General features: G+C 29.2%; 23 protein-coding genes and 1 pseudogene. 10 read left to right on the top strand and 14 right to left on the bottom strand.

Annotated elements, in window-relative coordinates; genetic code table 11:
- Positions 1-3: 3 nt before the first annotated feature.
- The 6 genes from L8X97_RS00750 to L8X97_RS00725 form a co-directional block, all read right to left on the bottom strand.
- Positions 4-843, bottom strand: a complete 840-nt coding sequence (locus tag L8X97_RS00750) for a septal ring lytic transglycosylase RlpA family protein (RefSeq protein WP_133319212.1) — start codon at positions 841-843, stop codon at positions 4-6.
- Positions 779-1,930: a lytic transglycosylase domain-containing protein gene (locus L8X97_RS00745; RefSeq protein WP_133319213.1), complete on the bottom strand. Its 1,152-nt coding sequence runs from the start codon at positions 1,928-1,930 to the stop codon at positions 779-781. The genes L8X97_RS00750 and L8X97_RS00745 overlap by 65 nt, the downstream gene beginning before the upstream one ends.
- Entirely contained in the window at positions 1,930-2,727 is a 798-nt protein-coding gene (locus tag L8X97_RS00740; RefSeq protein WP_220566657.1) for a TatD family hydrolase, read from the bottom strand. The genes L8X97_RS00745 and L8X97_RS00740 overlap by 1 nt, the downstream gene beginning before the upstream one ends.
- Positions 2,718-3,962 carry a diguanylate cyclase gene (locus L8X97_RS00735; protein WP_133319215.1) on the bottom strand — a complete coding sequence of 415 codons (1,245 nt, stop codon included), beginning with the start codon at positions 3,960-3,962 and terminating at the stop codon, positions 2,718-2,720. The genes L8X97_RS00740 and L8X97_RS00735 overlap by 10 nt, the downstream gene beginning before the upstream one ends.
- Positions 3,963-4,029: 67 nt before the next feature.
- Entirely contained in the window at positions 4,030-5,544 is a 1,515-nt protein-coding gene (locus L8X97_RS00730; RefSeq protein WP_263662394.1) for an AAA family ATPase, read from the bottom strand.
- Positions 5,544-6,374 (bottom strand): NAD(+)/NADH kinase, encoded by an 831-nt coding sequence (locus L8X97_RS00725; RefSeq protein ID WP_263662393.1) that lies wholly within the window; start codon positions 6,372-6,374, stop codon positions 5,544-5,546. The genes L8X97_RS00730 and L8X97_RS00725 overlap by 1 nt, the downstream gene beginning before the upstream one ends.
- A gap of 85 nt (positions 6,375-6,459) precedes the next feature.
- On the opposite strand from L8X97_RS00725, the gene aspS reads away from it, so the two are divergent.
- The 9 genes and pseudogenes from aspS to L8X97_RS00680 all read left to right on the top strand — a co-directional run bounded on the left by aspS (position 6,460) and on the right by L8X97_RS00680 (position 16,747).
- Complete coding sequence (gene aspS / locus L8X97_RS00720) at positions 6,460-8,211, top strand: aspartate--tRNA ligase (protein WP_133319218.1); 1,752 nt, start codon at positions 6,460-6,462, stop codon at positions 8,209-8,211.
- A complete protein-coding gene (locus L8X97_RS00715; RefSeq protein WP_263659602.1) occupies positions 8,208-8,780 on the top strand; it encodes an adenylate kinase in 573 nt (190 codons plus the stop codon). The genes aspS and L8X97_RS00715 overlap by 4 nt, the downstream gene beginning before the upstream one ends.
- A 10-nt stretch (positions 8,781-8,790) precedes the next feature.
- Positions 8,791-9,309, top strand: a complete 519-nt coding sequence (gene ppa / locus L8X97_RS00710) for an inorganic diphosphatase (protein ID WP_263662392.1) — start codon at positions 8,791-8,793, stop codon at positions 9,307-9,309.
- Positions 9,310-9,345: 36 nt separating this feature from the next.
- The gene (locus L8X97_RS00705) at positions 9,346-10,383 is read left to right on the top strand and encodes a hypothetical protein (RefSeq protein WP_263662391.1); all 1,038 of its coding nucleotides are present in this window, start codon (positions 9,346-9,348) and stop codon (positions 10,381-10,383) included.
- Positions 10,384-10,457: 74 nt separating this feature from the next.
- Positions 10,458-13,070, top strand: a complete 2,613-nt coding sequence (locus L8X97_RS00700; RefSeq protein ID WP_263659599.1) for a valine--tRNA ligase — start codon at positions 10,458-10,460, stop codon at positions 13,068-13,070.
- Between the two features lie 3 nt (positions 13,071-13,073).
- Complete coding sequence (locus L8X97_RS00695) at positions 13,074-14,030, top strand: methionine ABC transporter ATP-binding protein (protein WP_263659598.1); 957 nt, start codon at positions 13,074-13,076, stop codon at positions 14,028-14,030.
- Between the two features lie 2 nt (positions 14,031-14,032).
- Positions 14,033-14,689, top strand: a pseudogene (locus tag L8X97_RS00690) (methionine ABC transporter permease); the annotation flags it as partial.
- Positions 14,690-14,698: 9 nt separating this feature from the next.
- Positions 14,699-15,904, top strand: a complete 1,206-nt coding sequence (locus tag L8X97_RS00685) for a glycosyltransferase (protein ID WP_263659597.1) — start codon at positions 14,699-14,701, stop codon at positions 15,902-15,904.
- Between the two features lie 72 nt (positions 15,905-15,976).
- Positions 15,977-16,747 (top strand): MetQ/NlpA family ABC transporter substrate-binding protein, encoded by a 771-nt coding sequence (locus tag L8X97_RS00680; protein WP_263662390.1) that lies wholly within the window; start codon positions 15,977-15,979, stop codon positions 16,745-16,747.
- Positions 16,748-16,778: 31 nt separating this feature from the next.
- On the opposite strand, the gene L8X97_RS00675 is transcribed toward L8X97_RS00680, so the two are convergent.
- Positions 16,779-17,960 carry an acetate kinase gene (locus L8X97_RS00675; protein ID WP_220566646.1) on the bottom strand — a complete coding sequence of 394 codons (1,182 nt, stop codon included), beginning with the start codon at positions 17,958-17,960 and terminating at the stop codon, positions 16,779-16,781.
- Positions 17,961-17,968: 8 nt separating this feature from the next.
- The gene (gene pta / locus L8X97_RS00670) at positions 17,969-19,438 is read right to left on the bottom strand and encodes a phosphate acetyltransferase (RefSeq protein ID WP_318529582.1); all 1,470 of its coding nucleotides are present in this window, start codon (positions 19,436-19,438) and stop codon (positions 17,969-17,971) included.
- A gap of 85 nt (positions 19,439-19,523) precedes the next feature.
- On the opposite strand from pta, the gene flgH reads away from it, so the two are divergent.
- Positions 19,524-20,225, top strand: a complete 702-nt coding sequence (gene flgH / locus L8X97_RS00665; RefSeq protein ID WP_133319229.1) for a flagellar basal body L-ring protein FlgH — start codon at positions 19,524-19,526, stop codon at positions 20,223-20,225.
- Between the two features lie 14 nt (positions 20,226-20,239).
- Here the strand turns inward: flgH and L8X97_RS00660 are convergent, their stop codons facing one another.
- From L8X97_RS00660 to L8X97_RS00635, 6 genes are read right to left on the bottom strand one after another with little or no spacing between them, the layout of a single operon-like run.
- Positions 20,240-21,640: a Mur ligase family protein gene (locus L8X97_RS00660; protein ID WP_263659596.1), complete on the bottom strand. Its 1,401-nt coding sequence runs from the start codon at positions 21,638-21,640 to the stop codon at positions 20,240-20,242.
- On the bottom strand, positions 21,633-22,376 hold the full coding sequence (locus L8X97_RS00655) for an alpha/beta fold hydrolase (protein ID WP_263659595.1): 744 nt from the start codon (positions 22,374-22,376) through the stop codon (positions 21,633-21,635). Before L8X97_RS00655 ends, L8X97_RS00660 begins: the two co-directional genes overlap by 8 nt.
- 2 nt (positions 22,377-22,378) lie before the next feature.
- On the bottom strand, positions 22,379-22,594 hold the full coding sequence (locus tag L8X97_RS00650; protein ID WP_087699049.1) for a type II toxin-antitoxin system Phd/YefM family antitoxin: 216 nt from the start codon (positions 22,592-22,594) through the stop codon (positions 22,379-22,381).
- A gap of 2 nt (positions 22,595-22,596) precedes the next feature.
- Positions 22,597-23,637, bottom strand: a complete 1,041-nt coding sequence (locus L8X97_RS00645) for a D-alanine--D-alanine ligase (protein WP_263659594.1) — start codon at positions 23,635-23,637, stop codon at positions 22,597-22,599.
- Between the two features lie 16 nt (positions 23,638-23,653).
- Complete coding sequence (gene ruvA, locus L8X97_RS00640; RefSeq protein ID WP_263659593.1) at positions 23,654-24,205, bottom strand: Holliday junction branch migration protein RuvA; 552 nt, start codon at positions 24,203-24,205, stop codon at positions 23,654-23,656.
- Entirely contained in the window at positions 24,202-26,058 is a 1,857-nt protein-coding gene (locus tag L8X97_RS00635) for a FapA family protein (RefSeq protein ID WP_263659592.1), read from the bottom strand. Before L8X97_RS00635 ends, ruvA begins: the two co-directional genes overlap by 4 nt.
- Positions 26,059-26,138 lie beyond the last annotated feature (80 nt).

Here is a 26,138-nt window from a genome sequence, read left to right as displayed (position 1 = left end):
ATTTTACTCTCTTACTATAAACGCACCGGGAAAAGAACCACCATCAACAAAATCCCTTGCTTCTTGCTCGCTTCTAAAGCCTTTTAAAAATACTCTATGTAAACCATCTTTAGCACTTGTTTGTATTGTTGAAGTATAAGAATTATAATTTTTATATCTACTTGCTATTAACTCTGCGCCACTTTTATTTCTAAATGCCCCAATTTGCACCATAAAAGCTCCACCTTGGAAAATATGGCCACTATCAGCAATCTCCCCGCTGCTACCTAAATTAGAATTAGTATGCACTGAACCTGAATTTGCACTTGTTCCAAAACCAATTACTTCAAGTCTTACAGGAGCCGTTCCTGCTTGAATCATATCAATATCTCTTGCGGCCATATTAGATAAATCTATAATCCTACCTGCTACAAAAGGTCCTCTATCATTTATTCTTACGGTAGTTTGACGATGATTTTTTAAATTAGTTACCTTTACTATAGTATTCATAGGTAAAGTTTTATGAGCTGCTGTATAAGCATGTTGATCATAAGTTTCACCATTGGAAGTTTTTTTACCATGAAAGCCCGGTCCATACCAACTAGCTATACCATCAGCAGTCTCACCTACTTCTACTACGGTTGGATAATATGTTTTACCATTAATAGTATAAGGTTTCATAGTGCCTTTTAAGCCTGTATTATTATGCTTTATACTTTTAAAATCTCTTTCTGGATAATACACAGTAGGTGTGCTAATAGGCACCATACTACAAGCACTAAATAAAACCCCTACACAACTAACGACTAACGACTTTTGTATGAGAGTTTTTTGGTAATTTTTGAGTAGTTTTGATTTTTGCATTGTTATTCTCCTTAATTTTTAACACAAGTTTTTGATTAATATTAATCAAGTTTCCTTTGATTTTATTATATTCTTTAATGCTTTCAACACTAATTTTATGTTTTTTTGCAATAGTATAAAGACTATCACCCTTTTTTACTATATAAATTTTTGTATGCGGAATAGTTGTATCCACTTTAGCTAGCTTTACATTCTCTAATGCATTTTCCACAGCCACACTTTTGCTTAAAGGAATATACATATAATAATCTTTTTTATCAGGCGGAGTAAAGTCATAATTAAAATGTGGATTATAACGCTTAAATTCATTATAAGACATCTTAGCTACTTTAGCAAGCTCTCTTAAAGAAACACTTGGTGGAACAGGTATTTTTTTAACTTCACTCGATAGAGCATAATTAAGCAAAGCACTATCTTGTGAAATCAAAAAATCATTATTATTAGCCAAAAATGCCATAGTAAGAATTTTTCTAATAAAAATTCTAGTTTCCAATGGTAAATATTTTTTATCAGGATCAAGCAAGATTCTTAAATCATCACTTTTTGCTTTTTTTATAGCTTGGCGTAATTTACCATCACCACAATTATAAGCTAAAATTGCTAAATACCATTTTCCAAACTGCTCTTTTAATTGCTTTAAATAAGCAATGGCTGCATAAGTTGATTTGACTAAATCTCTTCTTTCATCAACATAAGGATCTATTCTTAAACCTAAAGTTTGTGCCGTTGGCTTCATAAACTGCCAAACACCTACTGCTTTAGTTCTAGAAACACTATGAATTTTTAAACCAGATTCTACAATTGCCAAATATAAAAATTCTTGAGGAATATTTTCTTTTTCTAAAATTTTACGGATAATTGGAGTGATTTTATAAAATTCTCTCATAGTATCAACTAAAGTTTTAGAATGCATATTTAAAGAAGATTCTTTAAATTCTAAAAATAACATATCACTAAGATAGCTTGCTTCTATGTCTAAATTTCTTAGAATTTGAGCTTGCTGAGTATAATATTCAGGAGTTACCTGCAAGGCTTTAGCATTTAAACATAATAATACTAATATAAAAAATATAAAGTTTTTTTTCATTATAAACCTTGAAAAAACAAACGATTAGCATTTAAATTCGTAAGTTTTACTACTTCAACTTTAGATAATTTTAAAAGATCAGATATTTTTTGTGCTACAAAATGCGTTAAAATAGGATCGTTTACTTTACCACGATGTGGTTCTGGAGTTAAATAAGGCCCATCTGTTTCCAAAACAAGTTTATCTTTTGGAATTTTAGGTAAAATTTCCACTAATTTTTTTGCATTTTTAAAAGTTAAAACCCCGCCTATACCAAAATAAAATCCTTCATCTGCTAGTTGAAGTAAAAGCTCGCTTGCATTAAAGCAATGCAAAACACCGCCTTGTAATTCTTTTGAGTATGTTTTTAGAATATTAAAGCTGTCTTCATTAGCTTCACGCACATGCACAATCAATGGCTTTTTATATTCAATAGCTAGTTGTATTTGAGCTATAAAAACTTCTTTTTGTCTTGTTTTGATAGTATCATCATTAGTATTTAAACGATAATAATCAAGCCCACACTCACCCACTGCGATACATTTTTTATCATCTATAAATTCTTTTAAAACTTCTAAATCAAAATCATCTATATCATAAGGATGCACCCCACAAGAAAAATACACATTATCATAAGTATGTGCTATCTCTCTTGCTCTTGGTAGATCTTTTATATCTGCACCTGGTATAATGATTTTATCTACACCATTTTCAAATGCATGCGTTAACATCTCATCTAAATATCCAAAATAAGCTTGACTATCTAGATGACAATGAGTATCTATGATTTTTTCGCTAAAATCACAATCTAAAAACATACCTCTACCCTATTTTTTCCATTAGCCTTAGCTAAATCTAATGCCTTTTGTGCGTTATTGAGCAAATCTTGCATTTGGCTTCCTTTACTACCAAAAGCAACCCCCACAGAGATGCTATAATCAACCTCGTCTAAAGCTATTAAAACGCTTTCTTTGGAAATATTAACTCTTATATTTGAAAAAGCTTTTAAAGCCTCTTTATTGCTTATATTTTTTAAAGCAATGTAGAATTTACCATCTTCAATTCTAGTAGCTAAATCCATACCACGAATTTGATCTTTAATCTTTTCGGCTGTATGTTTTATCACTCCATCACCGCAATCATAACTTAATTCATAATTAATTGTTGCAAGATTATCAATATCAATCAAAGCCAACGCCATTTCTTCATTTTCTTGTATATCTTCTAAATAATCTAAAAATCTTTTTTCAAAAGTAGCATAATCATCAAGTCCTGTTAATAAATCTTTACCCAAACTATACTCATCTAGCAAAACACATTTTTGCATATAATCTAAACAATTATTTACTCTACAATTAAGTGATTCTTTTTGGAAAGGTCTAATCACATAATCATTCACACCTTTTCTAAAAGCTCTTGCTTCTAATGCATCATCTTTATCCCCAACCATAATCACACCAAGTTCTATTTTAGAATATTTTGAGCGAATTTCTACAAGTAAATCTTCCCCATTAATTACCGGCATAGTAGCATCACAAATTACTAATTTTGTATCAGGATGATCGCTTAAATAGCTTAGTGCCTCTTCCCCATGAGCTGCTGCTAAAACATTAAAAAGCTGATTGTTTAAGTTTTTCTTCATTTCTGCGCGTAAAGTTACATTTGCAATTGCTAAAATTATCTTAGTTTTATTATTTTTTTGAAGCATTCTAATAGAATTTAACATTTCATTAATACAATCTTCGCTTTCTTTTTGAATATAATTAATAATATCTTTTTCCATAAATTTTTTACGAGTTTGTCCGTCATTACTTCCTGTAAGAACAATAGCGGGGATATTTTTTTCTAAAACTACATCAACCACTTCACCATTAGGAGCATCTGGTAAACAAAGATCTACAAAAGCCATAAAATAATCATTTTTCAATAAATCTTTTGCACTATTCATATCAAAAGCAACATCTACCTTTAATCCTAAAGTATTTTCTACTTTTTTTGCTAAAAGTTTAGTTAGCATCTTATTATCATCAATGATTAAAATTTTTTCTTCCATGGTAAAACACTCTCTTTAAATAATTTTAAAAAACTAATTATATCATATTGAAATTTACTTTTTGTTTTTAAAGCAAAGTTCTAGTAAATTCTAAAGCTTCTTGGGTAATATTTTCCCCGCTTACCATTCTAGCAAGTTCTTTTACTCTTTCTTCTTTTTCTATCTTTCTTACCTTACTTTCATTTCCTATTTTTTCTACTAGGAAGTGATTGCTTGCTTTTGATGAAAGCTGTGGTAAGTGTGAAATTGCAAAAATTTGATAAAACTTAGCAAGCTCTTTTAAAACTTCAGCTATACTCATTGCTTCTTTACCACTTAAATTTGCATCAATTTCATCTAAAAATATTATCCCACTAGCTTTATTAGTAACATTACATTCAGTTGCAATAAAAGAAAGTCTTAAACGATTTATCTCACCTGAGCTTAAATTTTTCAAACTAGCTTCATTTATATTTAAATTCACTTCATCTTTACCTAAAATACTCAAAGCACAATCTTTAAGCTCTAATTTAATCTCTTTCATATAAAGTTTTTCAAGATAAAAATTAAGTAATTTCTCAAGCTCTTTTAATCTTTTTTTGCGCAAAGTACTTAATTTTTGGCTTTTCTCATCTAAAAGTATTTTAGCATTTTGCACTTTCTCTTCTAATTCTTTTTTTTCAAAACTTAAATTTTCATAATGAGCTAATTCTGCTTTTTTCTTCTCTAAAGCTTCTAAAGCTTCTTCTATACTTCCATATTTTGAAATCAAAGAAGAAAGTTTTTCTATCCTATCAAGCACTTCTTCTATATCAAAATCAAAATCATCAAAACTTTGATTTTCCCACACCACCCTTAGTTCATTTAAACACTCTGAAAAAAATGAACTATCAACATCACTAATTTGCAAAGCTTCAATCACTGCTGATTCTAATTCAAAAATTTTGCTTGCCCTGTTCCAAGCTGCATCAATTTTGTCTTTTTTAGAAAGCCTTTTTTTTAAACTCATCAACTCATCAAATTCGCCTATTTTTGGGTTAATACTTTGGATTTTTTGTATTTCAAAGCTTGTAAATTCTTTTAATTCTTCTACCTTTTTTTCTTCTTCTTGAATTTTTTCTAATTTAATTTTATTTTCTATATATTCTTTATAAACATTTTTATATTCATTTAAAAAATCTTTAAATTTCTTATCTTCTTTTGATTGCATAAAATCAAGTAAGTTTAAAAATCTTTCATTTGAAAACTCATTATTTTCCTTAGCTGAAAGATATTTTACAAATTTCTTAGAAAGCAAGGCTAAATTCTTTTTTGAAATAAGTTGATTATTGATAAAATAACGCGAGCTTTTATCTTTTAAAAGTTTAAATACATTTAATTCTTCATTTTCAATACCAAACTCATCTAATTCAAGCTCATCATTTAATAAAACTTCCACCATTTTAGCTTCACTCTCACTTAGAGCAAATGCTGCCAAAATAGCCTTAAAAAGCACAGACTTTCCAGCACCACTTAAACCAGTAAAGACAGTAAGTCCCGCTTCTAAGTCTAATTTTGCTTGTTTAAAACCTAAATTTTCTTTGATTAAAATACTTTCTATCATCACTTACCCCAATTTAACTTTTCTTTTAAAACTTGGAAATAATCTCTATCTTTTTTATGTATAAAACTAAGTTCTTTCTTGCTAAGCCCTATAAGAATTCTATCATATTCTTTAGGATCAACCACTTCTTGCCCGTCTAAATACAACAAACAATGCTCAACTTTTAGCTCAAGCTCAAAACCATAAGGCAAAACTATAGGCCTTTGAGTTAGAGAATGAGAACAAACCGGAGTTAGAACAAAAATTTCACTCCAAGGATGTACTATAGGCCCACCTGCGCTAATATTATAAGCAGTTGAACCACTTGAACTAGCTATAATCAAACCATCTCCATAATAAGCATTAAAAAGTTTATTTTCAAAAAAAACTTCCACATTTGCCATTAAAGCATTATCGCGAGAAAAAACCGCGTCATTAAAAGCAAATTTTTTAATGATTTTATTCTTTTTACAAAGCGTTATTTGAAGCATTTTAGCTTTTTCTATTTTAAAATCATTTTTAAAAAACTCTTTAAAAAAACTTTCTACTTCATTAAAAGAAAAAGCAGTTAAAAAACCTAAATTTCCTGCATTTATCCCTAAAATAGGCTTTTTTGCTTGATAAGCTTGCCTACATAAAGACAAAAGCGTGCCGTCCCCACCTAGAGAAATTAAAAAATCTAATTTCTGTAAATCTTTAAGATTATTTTTTTCCTGATCTAATAACACAAGCTCTATATTTTTTTGCAAAAAAATTGTTTTTAAAAAAGCAATTTGCTCATTTAAATTTGTATTTAACCTGCAAAATAAGCCTACTTTTTGAATTTTTTCTATATTTATACATTTTTTCATAAAAAAATTATAACAAAACTTAGCTAAGCAAAAGAATAAAATACTATAATAACAAAATTGAACAAAATTAAGCTAAGGAAAAATTTTGAGAACTCATTATAATACAGAGCTTAACATACAAAATGTTGGCGAGGAAGTAACATTATGTGGTTGGGTAAATTCTTACCGTGATCATGGAGGTGTAATTTTTATCGATCTTAGAGATCGTAGCGGACTTATACAATTAGTATGTGATCCAGCAGATAATCAAGAAGCACATAATATAGCTTCATCAGTAAGAAATGAATATGTTTTAATAGCACAAGGAAAAATTCGCCCACGCGGTGAAGGACTTGTAAATCCAAAATTAAAAACCGGAGAAATAGAAGTTGTTATAAATAAACTTACTATTGAAAATGAAAGTGCTGTAGTACCTTTTGCTATAGGCGATGAAAGTGTAAATGAAGAATTAAGATTGAAATATAGATTTTTAGATTTAAGAAGCAAAAAACTTTATGATAATTTTGCTCTAAGATCAACTGCTTGTATAGCAACAAGAAATTCTTTAGCAAAAATGGGATTTTTAGAAGTTGAAACCCCTATTTTAACCAAAGCTACCCCAGAAGGCGCAAGGGATTATTTAGTACCATCACGCGTACATCAAGGTGAATTTTATGCCCTACCTCAAAGCCCTCAACTTTTCAAACAACTTTTAATGTGTTCAGGATTTGATAGATATTTTCAAATTGCAAAATGTTTTAGAGATGAGGATTTAAGAGCAGATCGCCAACCTGAATTTACTCAAATAGACATAGAAATGAGTTTTTGTGAGCAAAAAGATATCATAGCCATGGCAGAAAATTTACTTAAAGATATTTTCAAAGCTTGCGGAAAAGAAATTAGCATACCTTTTAGGCAAATGAGTTACAAAGAAGCTATGGAAAATTATGGCTCTGATAAGCCTGATTTAAGATTTGATATGAAATTTATTGATGTGATTGATATTTTTGCAAAATCAAATAATGAAATTTTTGCAAATATCGCAAAAGACACGAAGAAAAATCGTATTAAAGCTTTAAGAGTTCCAAAAGGCGATACGATTTTTTCTAAACGCCAAATGCAAAGATTTGAAGAATTTGTGCGTAAATTTGGAGCAGCAGGGCTTGCATTTATACAAATGAAAGAAGATGGTCCTAAAGGCCCACTTTGTAAATTCTTTAGCGAAGAGGACTTAAATGCTTTAATCCAAAGATGTGAATTAGAAGTTGGTGATGTAGTATTTTTTGGCGCAGGGATTAAAAAAACTGTGCTTGATTATATGGGCAGATTTAGATTATTCCTTGCCGATGAAATGAAAATTATCGATGAGGATAAATTAGAATTCTTATGGGTTATTGATTTTCCTATGTTTGAGCAAAATGATGATGGAAGCTATTCTGCAATGCACCATCCATTTACTATGCCAAAAAATATTGATGAGCAAGACTTAGAAGAAATTAATTCTATTGCACATGATGTAGTGTTAAATGGTGTAGAATTAGGTGGTGGTAGTATAAGAATTCACAAAAGTCCTATCCAACAAAAAGTATTTAAGCTTTTAAATATTGATGAAGAAGAACAAAGAAAGAAATTTGGCTTCTTACTTGATGCATTAAGTTTTGGAGCACCACCACATGGTGGTATAGCAATAGGTCTTGATAGACTTATCATGCTTTTAACAAAATCTTCAAGTATTAGAGAAGTTATAGCATTTCCTAAAACACAAAGAGCGCAATGTCTTATGACTCAAGCTCCAAGCGAAGTAAGCAATGAACAAATGAGAGAACTAGGTATAAGATTAAGGGAGAATACTAAATGAAACAATTATTTTTAATCATAGGTGCACCAGGTAGTGGTAAAACAACCGATGCAAGCATCATAGCTACAGATGATGCAAGCATTACTCATTATTCTACAGGTGATTTACTAAGAGCAGAAGTGGCTAGTGGAAGCGAACTTGGAAAGACTATTGATAGTTTTATTTCTAAAGGAAATTTGGTTCCTTTGGAAGTGGTAGTTAATACTATCATCACTGCTTTAAAAAATGCACCAACTAATACTATATTAATAGATGGTTATCCAAGAAGTGTTGAGCAAATGCTTGAGTTTGATAAGGTATTAAAAAATCAAAGTGAAGTAATTTTAAAAGGTGTGATAGAAGTTAAAGTTAGCGAAGAAGTTGCTAGAGAAAGAGTTTTAGGGCGTGCTAGAGGTGCTGATGATAACGAAGAAGTTTTTAACAATAGAATGAAAGTTTATTTAGGACCTTTAGAAGAAATAACAAATTTTTATACTAAAGAAAATATCCACCATGTAATCAATGGTGAAAGAAGTATTGAAGCTATCGTAGCTGATATGAAAAATTTAATCAATGATTTATTAAAATAAAGGATAAAAAATGGATATTAGCAAAATCAAAGTTGGAGAAATACCAAATAAACTTAATGCAGTTATTGAAATTCCTTATGGATCAAACATTAAATACGAACTTGGCAAAGAAAGCGGAGCCATCATGGTTGATCGCGTGATGTATTCAGCTATGTTTTATCCAGCAAACTATGGTTTTATACCAAATACTCTTGCAGATGATGGCGATCCTATTGATGTTTTAGTATTAAATGAATATCCTATCCAAGCAGGAGCTGTGATTCCTTGTCGTTTAATAGGGGTATTATTAATGGAAGATGAAAGTGGTATGGATGAAAAATTACTTGCTGTTCCTGTAAGTAAAATAGATCCAAGATATGATAATATTAAATGTTTAGATGATTTACCAAAAGCAAGCCTAGATAAAATCAAAAATTTCTTTGAAACATATAAAATGCTTGAGCCAAACAAATGGGTAAAAGTAAAAGAATTTGCAGGTATTGAAAAAGCAAGTGAAATTTTAGAAAATTCTATTAAAAATTATAAATAATTAAAGTCCTTTTGAGGACTTCACAAAGGATAAAAAATGAAAAGTATTATTGCTTTTAGTATAGCTTTTGTGGTGCTAATAGGCGCTAGTATTGGTTTTTATATGTGGTATTTTGAAGATGATTCAAATACTTATGTATATGATTATAAAAAAAGTAGTTCTTATCAAAGCTACACTCCGCCAAGTACTCAATACAATCAAGAAAGAAATAATATAAGTGATAATACTTATTATCCATCACAACAAATAAATCCGGAGTCTTTAAAAGAAGAAATTCCAGTACAAAATAATCCTATCATAGATGAAAATACAAGCACTCAAGAAGTCGCGCCAACAACCCAAACAAATATAGCTGAAGTTTCTAAAAATGGAACTATTACTCCTAAAGTAGCCCAAGAAGAACAAAAAGTTCTCGTTGAAAACAACAAACAAACAAGCATAAAAAAAGAAAAAACAACAAAATATAAAAATACTATGCAAGAATACATTACAAAAGGTAAAACTAGCAGATATGAACCAAGATTAAGTAATGATTTTGTTAAAGTTTATGTATTGGATGGAAAAAGTTTAAGTGATTATAGGGTTGATATGTTAAAAGAAATGATTAATCCTGTTAAAATTAATTCTCAAGATTACAATTTAACTATTTTTATCGATATGCTTTCAAATGACAATATGAAACTAAGCATATATAATAAAGATATTGTTTTTGCTAAAAATAAGAAAAAATACAATTATGTAGATGTTAAAATTTCTGATTTAAAATTTTTATTTGAAAGAAATGGATATAGTGAATACAGCAATGAAAATCTACTTGAAAAAATCAATCAAAATCTAGCAAGAGAAGATATACTCAAAAGAGTTAAAATTCAAGGTTATGCAGACGATAGAGGTAGTACTTTTGCAAACTATATGATAGGATTAAATAGAGCAATGAATGTGGCTAAACATTTCTTTAGTTTTACTGAGGTTATAGAAATAGAATCTTTGGGAAAAGACACCTATCCTACTAAAGATAAGTCTGATTCTCAAAGACAAAATAATCGTAAAGTAGAAATTAGTTTTTATAACTAATTTCTAAATTTCAAAACTTCTTTAACAATTTTAAGCTAACATAACAATTTATTTTCATTCTCAAGGTAGCAATTATGTATGATAAATCACTAGAAAAAGAATATTATAAAATTTGCGAAGAACGCGGATATTTTGAAATCAATGGTAATGAAAAAATTCAAGAAAAAGGTAAAAACTTTTGTATTATGATGCCACCACCTAATGTAACAGGTGTTTTGCATATAGGTCATGCTCTAACTTGTACTTTACAAGATATCACAACGCGTTATAAAAGAATGGATGGTTACAAAACTCTTTATCAGCCAGGACTTGATCATGCAGGGATTGCAACACAAAATGTTGTAGAAAAACAACTTTTAGCTCAAGGCATTAAAAAAGAAGAACTCGGTAGAGAAGAATTTATAAAAAAGGTATGGGAATGGAAAGAGCAAAGCGGTGGTACCATAGTTAAGCAAATGCGAATTTTGGGTATCACTCCCGCTTGGAGTCGTTTGCGTTTTACTATGGATGAAGGTTTAGTAAATGCAGTAAAAAAAGCCTTTGTGGATCTTTATGATAAAAAGCTTATTGTGCGTGGAAATTACATGGTAAATTGGTGCACTCATGATGGAGCATTAAGCGATATAGAAGTAGAACACAAAGAAAATAAAGGAAAATTATATTATTTAAAATATTTCTTAGAAAATTCTCAAGAATATATCGTAGTAGCCACCACAAGGCCAGAAACTTATTTTGGTGATAGTGCTGTGATGGTTAATCCAAGCGATGAAAGATTTAAACACTTAATAGGCAAAAATGTCATTTTACCTTTAATAGATAGAAAAATTCCTATTATTGCTGATGAGCATGTGGATATGGAATTTGGTACAGGCTTTGTGAAAGTAACCCCAGCACATGATCATAATGACTATGAAGTAGGCTTAAGACATAAACTTGAATTTATTACCATCTTTGATGAAAAAGGTATCTTAAATGAACATTGCTTGCATTTTAAAGGCTTAGAAAGATTAGAAGCAAGAAATATTATTATAAAAGAATTACAAGAAAAAGGTTTTGTTGAAAAAATAGAAGATTATACTAATCAAGTAGGATATTGTTATCGTTGTAAAAATGTAGTTGAACCTTACATTTCTAAACAATGGTTTGTAAAAAATGAAATCGCAAAAGAAAGCATAGAAAAAGTTAATCTTGGTGGAAGCAAATTCTACCCTGCACATTGGATTAATAGTTTTAATGCTTGGATGAGGGATTTAAAAGATTGGTGTATTTCAAGACAACTTTGGTGGGGTCATCAAATTCCTGTGTATTACTGTGAATGCTCTCATGAATGGGCAAGCGAAGAAACTCCAAGTCAATGTCCAAAATGCCAAAGCACTAATTTCAAACAAGACCCTGATGTTTTAGATACTTGGTTTTCTTCAGGTCTTTGGGCTATGAGTACTTTAGGTTGGGGTAATAAAGACTGGGGTAAAAACACACTTTGGCATGAAGATGATTTAAAAGATTTTTATCCAAATTCTTTATTAATCACTGGTTTTGATATTTTATTTTTCTGGGTTGCTAGAATGATGTTTCAAAGCACTAATGCCTTAGGTGAACTTCCTTTTAAAGATATATATTTGCATGCTTTGGTTAAAGATGAACAAGGTAGAAAAATGAGCAAGTCTTTAGGTAATGTCATTGATCCTGTGCAAAGCGTGGATGAATACAGCGCTGATATCTTGCGTTTTACTCTTGCTCTTTTAGCTATCCAAGGTAGAGATATAAAGTTAAGCAATGACAAACTCATACAAGTTAGAAATTTTACCAATAAGCTTTATAACGCAAGTAAATTTTTACTCTTAAATGAAGAAAAATTTGAAGATTTAGATAAAAGTAAAATTCAAACTAACTTAGCAAAATACATGCTATCTCGTTTTGAAGTATGCGTAAAAGAAACAAGAGAAAATTTAGACAACTACCGCTTTAATGATGCGGCAAATACTTTGTATAGATTTTTCTGGGATGAATTTTGTGATTGGGGGATTGAACTTAGCAAGGCTGAAAAATCAAGTATAAAAGAACTTGGAAGTATTTTTAAAGAAGCATTAAAACTTTTAAATCCTTTTATGCCATTTATTAGTGAGTATTTATACCATGAGTTAAGTAAAACTTCTATCCAAACTCATGATTCTATAATGATTTCAAAATATCCTAAATTTAATTCTAGAAATGAAAAAATAGAAAAATTATTCAATATCATTATAGAAAGCATAGTGAGTTTACGCCGTGCAAAAACCCTAGTAGAGCTTGCAAATGCAAAAATTCAAAAAGCTTGTATAAAATTAAACGATGAGAGCTTAATGGGTGAGTTAAAAAATTACACTAATTTCATCTCAACACTTGCAAAATGTGAAAACATCGAGTTTATCAATACAAATTTAGAAAAATCCATTAGAGATGTAAGCGAGAATTTAGAAGTATTTATACCAACTCAAGATCTTGATTTAAGCGGTGTTTTAAATAGGCTTAATAGTCAAAAAACAAAACTTGAAAAAGAATTTAACAAGCTAGATGCTATGATGAAAAATGAAAAATTTATCTCTAATGCACCGGCTACGGTTGTTGAGCAAAATAAAACTCAACTTGAAAGCATTAAAACTCAACTTGAAAAAATCAATGATGAAATTTCTAATTTAGAAGGCTAATAAGTGATAAAAATACAAAATCTTAAAAAATATTATGGCAAAGAATTAGTTATAAATGATGTTTCTTTAGAAGTTAAAGAAGGGGAAATTTATGCTCTTGTTGGACACAGCGGGGCAGGAAAATCAACTTTGCTAAGATGTATTAATGGTTTAGAAAATTATCAAAGTGGTAGTGTGGAAGTTTTTGGTAAAGAAATAGCTACTTTAAAAGAAAAAGAGTTAAGAGTATTTAGAAAAGATATAGGGATGATTTTTCAGCATTTTGCACTTATGAGTAGAAAAAATGTATTTGAAAATGTAGCTATGCCTTTAGAAATTCATAATTTTGACAAAAGCACAATTCAAAAAAGAGTTAATGAACTTTTAGATCTTGTGGGACTTTTAGCTAAAAGCAAAGCTTATCCAAATGAGCTAAGTGGTGGGCAAAAACAAAGAGTGGCCATAGCTAGAGCCCTTGCTTTAAATCCTAAAATTTTACTAAGCGATGAAGCTACTTCTGCACTTGATCCAAATACTACAAATAACATTTTAGAACTTATTGCCACAATCAATCAAGAATTTAACATCAGTGTAGTATTAGTAACTCATGAAATGGAAGCAGTAAAACAAATAGCACAAAAGGCTGTATTGCTAGAGCATGGACAAATTATAGGTCAAGGGAAAATCGAGGATTTATTCTTAAAGCCAAGTGAAAAAATGCGTGAATTCTTAGGTGAGAGTGATTTTTTACCACTAAATGGAGTTAATGTGCGTTTATATTTTTGTAAAGAAAAAGCAAATCAAAGCATTATCACTCATATGGCTAGAAGTTTAAATATTGATTTTAATATAGTTTGGGGTAAGATAGAAAAACTAAACAACAATGCTTTAGGAAATTTGGTGATCAATATAGAAGCTAAAGATCAAGAAAGAGTTTTAAATTATTTACAAGAAAATGGCGTTATTTGGGAGCTTGTGTAATGAACTTAGAAACAATTTTGAGAAATTTTGAAAATATACTTTATCCAGCATTACTAGAAACTCTTTATATGAGTTTTACAGCCACTTTTTTAGCTTTTTTAATCGCGCTTATCCCTGCAATTGTGCTTACTATTACTGATAAAGGTGGCTTATGTGAAAACAAAAGCATTTATAGCGTGCTTGATTTTATCATTAATATTTTAAGATCTTTTCCATTTTTAGTACTTATTGTAGTTTTAAGTCCTTTTACAAAATATCTCATTGGTATTAGCATAGGAACAACTGCTACCATAGTACCACTTACCATAGGAATTGCGCCTTATTTGGCCAAAATGATTGAAAGTGCTTTTAAAGAAATTGATCCTGCTATCATTGAAGCAGCAAGATCTTATGGAGCTAGCAAAGCACAAATTATCTTTAAAGTTATGTTTAGCGAGGCTTTACCAAGTATTATTAATGGTATTACTTTAATTTTGATTATTGTTATTGGTTTTTCTGCTATGGCAGGAACTGTTGGTGGTGGTGGTTTAGGTGATGTGGCCATTCGCTATGGTTATGAGCGCTTTAGAACTGATATTATGATTCAAACTGTTGTGGTTTTAATTGTTTTAGTTCAAATCATACAATTTATAGGAAATATTCTTTATAAAATCACCAAAAGATAAACAATGAAACATAAACTTGGTATCTTACTAGCAGCGACTAAAAATTCAAGTTTTACCATAGGAACCTTGCTCATTAACATCATGGATGTTATGGGCGAAAAGGTAGATATATTTTATATTTTACATGATGGTTTTAGCTTGAATGATCAAAATATCATGCAAAAAATTGTTAAAAATAAAACAATTAAATTTATTCTTTTTACCCAAGAAGATTTTTTAACCACTCTTGATAAAAATCAAAACGATATTAATAATTTATTTTTCTTAAAAAGATGGACGCATATGGCTTTTGCAAGATTTGAAGCTTTTAAGTTTTTAGATGAATGCGAAAGTATTATCTATCTTGATTTTGATGTTTTACTTTTAAAAAGTATAGATGAACTTAGTAAATTAAGAGCTAGAAAATATCATTTTGGTGCAAGATTAGGTAAAACATTAATTCACACAGCACTGCCTTTAGAAAAAAAATATTTCAATAAGCGTGTATATCAAACAGGAATTTTAGTCTTTAACGATCTTATACCAAATCCTTTACAGTGTTATCAATTCATTTATAATTATCTTTCACAAAATACTAAAAATTGGCAAGATCAAGGAATTTTTTCCTTAATGGTTTATGAAAATCACTTTAAAGTCAAAGATTTAAAAGACAAATATACGGGAAGTACTCATTACCTTACAAATCTTACACAAAATGCTTCTATAGTTCATGCTTGTGGCACCAACAGTCGTTTTTGGAATAGTAAATTTTGCAATCAAACATGGCCTAAATGGCAAGAATATTATGAAAAATGGTTAAAATTTGGAGGAAGTAAATATATAGGCTCTTTTCACAAAGACAACAAGCAATCCATCCAACGCACAAGATATCATTTATCATACAAACTAGGTTATGCCTTTATAGAGTGTGCTAAGAATAAGAAAAAAATTCCTTTTTTACCTTTTACTCTACTAAAGATTTATTACAAACACACAAAACTAGCTAAACAATACCAAAAAGATTTGAAAACAAAACCTTACCTTAAACTTCCACCTTTATCAAGCTATGATGATTACAAAAGCGAAGGTATTAAAAATCAAAATACTTATTCTTATAAAATTGGAAAAGCCCTTATTAATGCTCAAAAAAGTTGGTATAAAGGTGGTTATATAAAATTTATAAAAGAACTTAAATGCTTTTCTAAAGAATATAAAAACAAACAAAAATAAAACTTTTCTCATCTTATTAATATTTTTACAATATAATCAAACATTTTAAAAAACTATAAAAAAGGAGTTAATATGAAATTGTTAAAACTGCTCGCTGCAAGCACAATTTTAGGTGCAAGTTTATTTGCTAATGAAGTTATCACTGTAGGTGCAACACCTGTCCCTCATGCTGAAATTTTAGAACAAACTAAAGATTTATTAAAAAAAGAAGGTTACACATTAGAAATTAAAGAATTTAATGATTATGTTTTACCAAATCTTAGTACAGATAGTAAAGAACTTGATGCAAATTTCTTCCAACATCAACCTTATTTGGATGAGTTTAATGCCAATAAAGGCACAAAATTAATTAGCGTTGCAAAAGTTCACATCGAACCAATGGCTGTTTATTCTAAAAAATATAAAAATATCCAAGATCTTCCACAAAATGCTACTATAGCTGTACCAAATGATCCAACAAATGAAAGCAGAGCTTTAGATATTATCGCTAGTACTAAACTAGTTAGTTTTAAAAATAGCGCATTAAAAACTCCACTTGATATTAAAGATAATCCAAAAAACATCAAATTTAAAGAGTTAAAAGCAGCACAACTTCCAAGGGCTTTAGATGATGTTGATTTTGCAGTGATTAATTCAAACTATGCTTTATCAGCAAATTTAAATCCCGTAAAAGATTCTATTTTAATAGAAAGTAAAGAAAGTCCTTATGCAAATATCTTAGTAACTACACAAGATAATAAAGACAATCCTAAAATCAAAGCTTTAATAAAGGCTTTGCAAAGTCAAAAAGTAAAAGATTTTATCAATGAAAAATACCAAGGTGCCGTAGTTCCTGCATTTTAAAACAAACCTTGAGTTTAAAACTCAAGGTTATTTATTTTTTAATAAGTTCTGTGGTAATTTTAGCTATTTCTAATTCTTCTTCTGTTGGAACAATTAAAATTTTAATTTTAGAGTCTTTTTTACTAATCTCACCATTTCTAAGTTGTGTATTTTTATCTAAATCTATATCAAATCCCAAATGCGCTAGTCTTTGACAAACTTTTGCTCTAACAATATTATCATTTTCTCCAATGCCAGCTGTAAAAATCAACGCATCGACTCTAGGTAAAATCGCAAAATATGAGCCAATATATTTACTCAAACGATAACAAAACATATCAAGAGCAAGTCTTGCTTTTTCGTTATTTTCTTCAATTTGCGCTTCAATATCTCTAAAATCATTAAACCCACAAATTCCATAAACACCACTTTTTTTATTCATTATAGTATCTAAATCAGATGGATTTAAATTTAATTCTTTTGCTAAAAATGGCAATACAGCAGGATCAATATCACCACATCTAGTTCCCATAATCAAACCTTCTAGTGGAGTAAAACCCATAGAAGTATCTACGCATTTTCCATTTTCTATAGCACAAACACTCGCACCATTTCCAAGGTGAGCACTAATTGCATTAAATTCATTAATATTTTTATCAAGTATATGTGCAGCTTGTTTACTTACATAAGAATGTGAAGTACCGTGAAAGCCGTATTTTCTAACTTGGTGTTTTTCATAAAACTCATAAGGCAAAGCATACATATAAGCATAATCAGGCATGCTTTGATGAAAAGCTGTGTCAAAAACTGTCACATTGGGAACTTTTGGAGCTGCTTTTATCATAGTTTTAATACCTATTAAATGTGCAGGATTATGTAAAGGTGCTATATGAGAAACCCTATCAATTTCTTTTAAAATTTCATCATCTACTAAACAATGTTTAGTTAAATTTGGACCTCCATGAACTATCCTATGTCCACACCCATCAAGCTCATTTAAATCATGTAAAATTCCACTTTGAGCAAATAATTCATTTACTAATTCAATACCTTGCTCATGATCTTTAATTGCTAATTCTTTTTGGTATTTTTGACCACTTTTTAGATCTTTTAGTTCTATTTTAGAGCTTTGCTCGCCTATTTTTTCCACTAAACCAGATGCTAGGGCTTCATCTTTTTCAAAAAGCTTAAATTTAATTGAAGATGAACCTGAATTTAAAACTAATATTTTCATTTTTCTCCTTATTCTTGTGCTTGAATAGCACTTAAAATCACAGTATTAACAATATCTTCCACCAAGCAACCTCTACTTAAATCATTAATTGGCTTTTTAAGACCTTGTAAAATCGGGCCAATAGCTAAAGAATTTGCTGTTCTTTGCACTGCTTTATAGCAAATATTTGCCGCATTTAAATCAGGAAACACATATACATTTGCCTTTCCTGCTACTTTAGAATTTGGCATTTTACTTTTTGCTGTTAGCATATCATATGCTGCATCAAATTGTATAGGACCTTCTAGCTCAAGTTGAGGATATTTTTCTTTAGCTATTTTAGTAGCTTCTTTAATTGCATCCACGCTAACCCCGCTCCCACTATCTCCACTAGAATATGAAAGTAAAGCCACTTTAGATTCAAGTCCAAAAGCCTTAGCACTATTTGCACTCACATAAGCAATTTCAGCAAGTTGTTCAGGGGTTGGATTTGGCATAACAGCGCAATCAGCAAAAACCAAAACCTTATCTTCTAAAGACATAAAAAACATACCAGAAACCAAACTCACATCAGGTTTTGTTTTGATAATTTGCAAAGCAGGACGAATAGTTTCAGCAGTAGTTGTACTTGCACCACTTACCATAGCATGGGCTTTTTGAGTATGTACAAGTAAAGTCGCAAAATAAGTTTTATCTTGCACGAGTTTTTTAGCTTCTTCTTTACTCATACCTTTACTTTTTCTAGCTTCATATAAAAGTTCTTCAAATTCTTCATTATATTGAGAATTTTTAGGATTTATAATACGCACACCATCGATATTGATATTTAAACTATTAGCTTTCGCACAAATTTCATTGCTATCACCTAGCAAAATCAAATCAACAATTTCATTTTGTATTAAAAATTCACTAGCTTTTAATACTCTTTCATCAAAACTTTCAGGTAAAACTACTATTTTTTTATCTGCTTTTGCTTTTTCAAAAAGCTCATAAGAAAATCTTGCCTGAGTTTTATAAGTATATTCTTGTAATAAATCTTGAGTAAAATCTTCATTTTCTTTTAACAAAACAAAGTCGCTAAGCTTTTGGCTTAGTAAAAAATTTAACATAGTATAATTTTCATCTTGACTTTTTGCATACAATGGAGCGTTTAGCTCTTTAGCTAAGGCTATATTTAAACTTAAATCCCCCATCAAGCCAAAATCATCTACTCCAACTACTATAGTAAAATCATTTTCTTTTTTTGTTTTCTCAAAATCTTCAATAATCTTTTTAAAAAAATCATTTAAATTTTGAGTGAATTTACCTTGATACTCATTTTTTTCAAAACTACTAAAAAAATCTATTTTAAGATTTCTTTTTGTGCAAAATGAAGTAATTTTTTCTTTATTTTTTTCACAAAAAACAGGAAAGTAAAAAGCTATTTTACCTCGTACCTTTTCTAAACACTGCTGCAAAAATTTTTCATCAATGCAGTTTAACAAAAACATAGATTTCATTTTTTCCTCTTTATTTAACAAAATAATTGTTTTTTATAATATAATTATTTTAAAATTCATCATAATAATATAAGGTTATAAAGCTATGAAATTTAAAAATGTTAATTTTTACTTGTTACCTTTTGTAATGTTTGGCTGTAGTGCCACAGTTGATCCACATATTAATATGAAACCACCTACTTATGTAGAAGAACTAGCTCCTAAGCAAAATCATAATACTCAAAGCAATCCTGGATCGCTGTTTGGTAAAGGAGATAACCCTTTATTTTCTGATAAAAAAGCAATGAATGTAAATGACTTGGTAACCGTAGTCATTAGAGAAAATGCTACACAAAATTCACAAGGCTCTAAATCTACAAGCAAAAACAACAATGTAAATTTAGGCGGTGGACAAATAACTACAGGTGCCGGACTTAGCAAAGTTAGAGATTTTGTTAATGACTATACAAATATAGGCTATACCACAGCAAGTACTTCACAATATCAAGGCACAGGAAGCCAAACTAGAAGTGAAAATTTCCAAACTACAATTTCTGCTAGAGTAATTAAGGTTTTATCTAATGGAAATTATTTTATAGAAGGAAGTCGTGAGCTTTTAATCAATGGAGAAAAACAAATCATTCAACTAAGCGGGGTTATAAGACCTTATGATATTTCTCAAGATAATATGATAGATAGTAAATATATAGCTGATGCAAAAATTCTTTATAAAACTGAAGGCGATATAGACAAATCTACACGCAAGCCTTGGGGGACAAAATTTATGGAGACCATTTGGCCTTTTTAATAAGCTAAATGGTTTTACATAAAACTTGGTGCATCATTGGAAAATAAAATCAAATCCCCATTTTGAGTTAATCTTGATAAAGTTTGCACAAGTTGAGATTTTTCTTTCAATACATAAAAATCTAATGTGATATGTTTTTGTAAAATCACACTATTAGTCTCTGAAGTAATAATCACAAAATCAAAACATTCATTAATAATTTTACATAATTTTATATTTTCTTCTTCATTAACTTCAACTATACCAGGAGTTACCAAAACTCTTCTTCCTTGATAGCTTTTACAAAGCTCATAGCTTTGACTCATACCCTTAAAATTTCCATTAAAGCCATCATCTATGATAAATTTAGGCTCTTTAGAAATCACTTGCAAGCGATGTTCTACTGCCTTTAAATTCGATACGCTTTTTGTAATATTTTCTATTTTAATTCCTAAATAATATGCAAGCAAAATACACACGCTAATATTATAAGCATTAAAAGCACCTAGTAAATTTGCATGAAAGTCATAAATACTATCATCTAATCTTATTTTAAAATCCAATCCTTCCAAACTTGCCCTAACATCACTTAAATACTCATCATAAAATTCATTTTCATATAAGGTGCTTGAGTGTAAAAAGTATTTTTCCAAACGCTTGGATTTTAAAGCTTGCAACTTAGCTTTGCGGATATTATCTTGAGTTTTAAAATATTCCAAATGCGCCAAACCAATCTCACCTACTATGCAAATTTGAGGATTTAAAAACTCTGTAATTTCTAAAATATCATTTTGCTCTCTTGCACCAGCTTCTACGATATAAATTTCAGTATTATTTTCCAAATTTTCATTGATATCTTTTACTATACCCATAAAAGTATTAACACTTCTTGGAGTCTTATAGCACTTAAACTCATCTTTTAAAAGTTCGTATAAAAAATTTTTTATACTTGTTTTTCCAAAACTTGCAGTTATTAGAATAATTTTTAAATTTGGATTATCACAAATCTTTTTACTTGCTTTTTTTATAAAACTTTTCTGATTAATTTTTTCCACAAAAAAGCTTAATAAAAATGTAACTACTAAAGCTTCTAAACCGATCCAAAAAAATGGTATAAATATCAAGCTAAAAAGCGACAAAAATAAAAAATAACGCTTAATCCTAGCAGTAAAAACTAACTTTTTATCTAAATTTTTATATAAATATCCACCATATAGTAAAGATAGAGCAAAAACTATAAAATATAAATAAAAATTTCCACTATATAAAGAAAATACAAAAGCAAAATAAGGAATTATTAAAAAATACAAATGCCATAAAGGTTTGGGAAAGTGTAAAATTATGCGTGAAAATTTATAAGAGTACCATTGTAAGGCTAAAATCAGATAAAATCCAAGTAAAAAATTTAAACTTAAAAAAGCTATCATACTAATCATTTTTAAAAAATTCCTCATGTATTTTTTCATTTATAAAATCAGCATGTTTTAAAAAGAAAAAATGATCCCCATCTAATGCAAAAAATTTCCCTTTTTGTGCTAAAGAATGGATAATTGCTCCGCTTTTTAAAGGTGTAGCCTTATCTTCATTACCCCAAAAAATCAAAATAGGGTTTTTAAGCTTTTGAAATTCATTTTCTAAATTTTCATTAACAACCTTTTTAAAGGTTTCATACATCACTTCATTCATGCCTTGAGCGTCTTTACTAATAAAAAATTTCCTCCAAAAATCCCCATAAGGGAGATTTTTCAAAATTTTAAACAAGGCTATTTTAAACTTCACTTTAAAACTTTTTGGTAAGACCACGCCTGCACTAGAAAGCAAAATCAAACCTTGAAAATTAGCATTTTGGCACATAATAGTCGCAACTTTTCCGCCAAAAGAATGCCCCATTAAGTAATCTGTTTTTTGCTCAATTGTAGTTAAAAAGTCTTCTACAACCTTTGCATAAGCATAAGAATCCATAGGTGCGTCTATACTTGAATTTCCAAAACCAGGTAAATCTAAATAAATTTGCTTAAAATCACTCAAAGGCTTTTCAAAAGCTTGCTTCATAAGCTCTTTATTAGCACCCCAACCATGCAAAACAAGAATTGTTTTTTCGCATTTTGGATTGATGATTTCATAACTTAAATTATAAAAATACCCATTAGAATATACTCTAGTTTTTGCCATTTCTAGCCTTTTTTATCTTTGTAAATCTTTTCTAAAAGCATCACAGCTTCATTTAAACGCTCATATTCTTCAAAGTTCAAAAGTACAGCTTCAAATTTATTGTTTTTTACAATCACCACTCTACCATTTTCACTTTTTTTTGTTTTTTCAAGCATAGTGCTGAAATTTCTTACCACTTCAGTTGCAGTATAAATTTCATCTTTGCTAAAAGTAGCCATGGTTATAGCTTACCTTTTTGTCCATTAATACTATGAATAAAAGCATAATCAATCTTAATTTGCTTTTCAAATTCTATATTTTTAGCTAGACTATTAATTACATTAGTAAAATCTTCAAATAAATAATTTGCTAAAGATCCTGGATTTGGATTGATCTCATTTAAATAAACCTCATCATCTATCACAAAAAAATCACAGCGAATCAAAGCTCCTTTAAATAAAGGATTATAAATTCTAGTAAAATTATCCCTTAATTTTTGTTTTAATTCTTCACTAATCTTTGCTTCACTTACTTTAGAACTTTCTGAAAAACCTAAATATTTTTGTTCAAAATCTAAAATTTCATTTTTTCTAGGCTCTTCAATAATAGAAAATTCCATTTTTTCATCTATCATACAACCTGCTAAGTTATATTCTTTAATATTACTTACAAATTGTTCTATCACAACATCCTCATCAAATTCAAAAGCAACATCTTTGGCATACTTAAGCTCGCTTTCATCTTTAACTATGCTTATACCTATACTACTACCTAATCTTGCAGGCTTTAAAATACAAGGAAAATCCAAAGATACATTTTGCTCTTTATGCAAATTTAAAACCTTATAATCAAGTGTTTTCACCCCTACGCTTTGTGCATAAAGTTTAGTTAAAACCTTATTAAAAGATAAAACACTAGCTTCTATGCGTGGGCCTATGTATTTTATACCATAAAAATCAAACAAAGCAGCTATTTTGCCATCTTCACCATCTTTTCCATGTATGATATTTATCGCTATATCAATGTCAAGTTTTTTCTCACCTAACATAGTTTTTATAAAAAACCCACCCTGCTTTAGCACCAAGGCTTTTTCTTTTTTATAAGCACCGCTGCTAAAAGTTTTTGCATTCATTTTTTCTTCATCTATAAGAAAAAATTCCTTATTTTTATCACAAAATATAAATTTTTTTTGTGCTTTAAGTACTTTTTTTAATACCACAGCACTTACAATGCTAATTTCATGCTCATAAGAATTTGCACCAAAAATTACACCATATATCATTATATTTTTCCTTTTATTATGCTAATTTTTTCAAAGCCTCTTTAATAAGCTCACTAGTATTTTTACTCTCACAAGTTCTTAAAACCTTTAAAATATTTTCTTGTTTAAAACCAAGTGAAAGTAAAGCTGCCAAAGCTTGTGCTTGGTCTTGATTAGAATTTTCTATATTGATTTTTGCATCACTTAACTCAGCTATAATTCTTTTTGCACTTTTTGGACCAATACCAGGAACTTTTTTAAATACATTCTCATCGCCATTTTGTAAAGCCGCATAAAAAGTATTAGTATCTAAGCTTGAGCAAAGTGCCATAGCAGTAGTTGCTCCTATACCACTAATTTTGATTAATAATTCAAACATTTTTTGCTCATTTATATCTAAAAATCCATATAATTTATGAGAGTCTTCTTTGATAATTTGTGTGATTAAAAACTCAATCTTTTGATCTTTTTCAAAATTACTTGAGCAAAAAAGCGAAACAAAAACACCATAACTTACCCCACTTGAAGTTTTCAAAACTACAAAAGTAGGTTCTTTTTTACTCACTATTCCTTCAATTGCCACTATCATTTAGTTTCTTCCTTGTAATTACTAATAGCACGAATTTCAAAAAGTTCCATCTCATTTTCTGTATTAATTTTTTGAAGCTCAAAACATTGAATTTTTTCTTCATCATGAGGATAATAGCTTAATTCTTTTCTAGGATTTAACAAAATGAATTTAATTTCATTTAAATCCATCCATTTTCCACTTTTATTAATAATCTTAGATTTTAAAAGTTTTTCTTGAATTTTCTTAAGCTTTTCCATATTTGCTTTTTCTTCTTCTTTTAAAGATTCTATTTTATTGGCAAAAATACTTAGATTTTCAATCTTTTGATTAAAATCTTTAATAGTAGCTTTATAAGCTTGCGGTATAGCTCTTTTTGCACTCATTAATTCTTTTACTTTTTGCTGTAAAATTCGTATGGAGTCTTTACTTATATTGATTGTGTGTTTAGTCTCTTCTATTTCTTTAGCTAAATTTTCTTGTTCTTTTTTCAATCCATCAACATGTATTAGTATCTCTTCTCCGCTTTTTTCTTCTCCAAAAGCTTTAAGATCTTGAATTATAAATTTATTTCCACTGCCTTGAATTTTTTCAACATGGATTAAACTTTTAGCACTACATAAACAATTTCCGCCGAGTTCTTGTATGTAAATTTCATCAGCAATAATCTCTCCACCCATAGCCTTTTTAATATTTACTTTTTTAGCCTTGATAGAGCCATTTTCCAAAGTTTCAGCAAAAACCTCCTCAGCCTCACAATATCCTCTTAAGATATTAACCTCAACCTTTTGTCCTATGATAGTGCTTTTATGATGCATATTGCCTTTAAGAATTATTTTTTTACCTCTTAAAACAGAATCTTGAGCCATATTACCAGTAACTTCTAATTCCTGAGCCTCAACAGTAATTCTAGGACCTATTGCATCTTCTAGAGTGTTTGTATTTTTAATCACAATAATAACTTGCTTATCAAAACCCGCCCAAATAGAACCTGTACTTTTAAAATCAACTTTACTAAATTCTAAATAATTTTCTATCTCATAAATGGATTTTCTTTGTATAATAAAACCATCTTTTTTAGCAATATATTTTATACTCTCATCATCTTCTTTAACTTCAAATTTATCAGAACAAACAACTTTTTCTTTATTTATTTTTGGTGGAAGTGCTTTTAAAATTTTAAATCTTAAATCCTTGCCATCGCTACCCTCTTTTGGCTTGATTCTCTCAATAGCCACCTCATCTTTTCCTATAGGTGCTACATAGTTTCTATTCATCACATCATTATACTTTTTTAGATTTTCTAAATAATGATATTTTATTTCTTCATTTGTAGGCTCTTGCGGATTAATTCCTTTACATACTTCAAATTCAACTTCAAAATCAAATTTTTGCTTCTCTTTAACCTTAGCATTAAAATCAATAATTTGCTTTTTAAAATCAAAAATTCTAAGCCCAAGCAAATATTTTTCTTTTATCATCACTTTATAAATAGCTTCTAAAAGCTCTAGTGCTAATTTATCATGAAAAGTAATAGTTTCACTAGCTCTAACGCTGGCTTTTAATAAAGTACAAAGCTCGTTAGTATGTAAACTAACTTCAAAAGTTGAAATGCGTGCAAATTTTTTAAAATAAATTTCTATTTTATATTCTTGTTCTATATTTAATTCATGATTTAAAAATTTCTCATCTTCTTCAAAAATTTTCAATTCTTTTTCATTAACTTTTATCCATTCTTGATTATCATAAGTATAAGAAGTACTAAAACTTAACAACCTAAAATCAAGTTCATCAACTTCACATTTATTTTCAGAAGCAAATATTAAAAGCTCTCTATAAGGGTCTTTAGTGTATAAAATTTTCTTTTCTTCCATAGCTTAAGCTTCCTTATTATATATAAAATTTTGATTTTAGCAAAAATAAAATCAAAATTTAGTTAAAATTAGCTCTATTA

Source organism: Campylobacter sp. CNRCH_2013_0671h, assembly GCF_025773055.1.
Classification (GTDB): Bacteria; Campylobacterota; Campylobacteria; order Campylobacterales; family Campylobacteraceae; genus Campylobacter_D; species Campylobacter_D lari_D.
The sequence above is the reverse complement of the archived record's forward strand: the minus strand, read 5'-3'. Positions and strand labels throughout refer to the sequence as shown.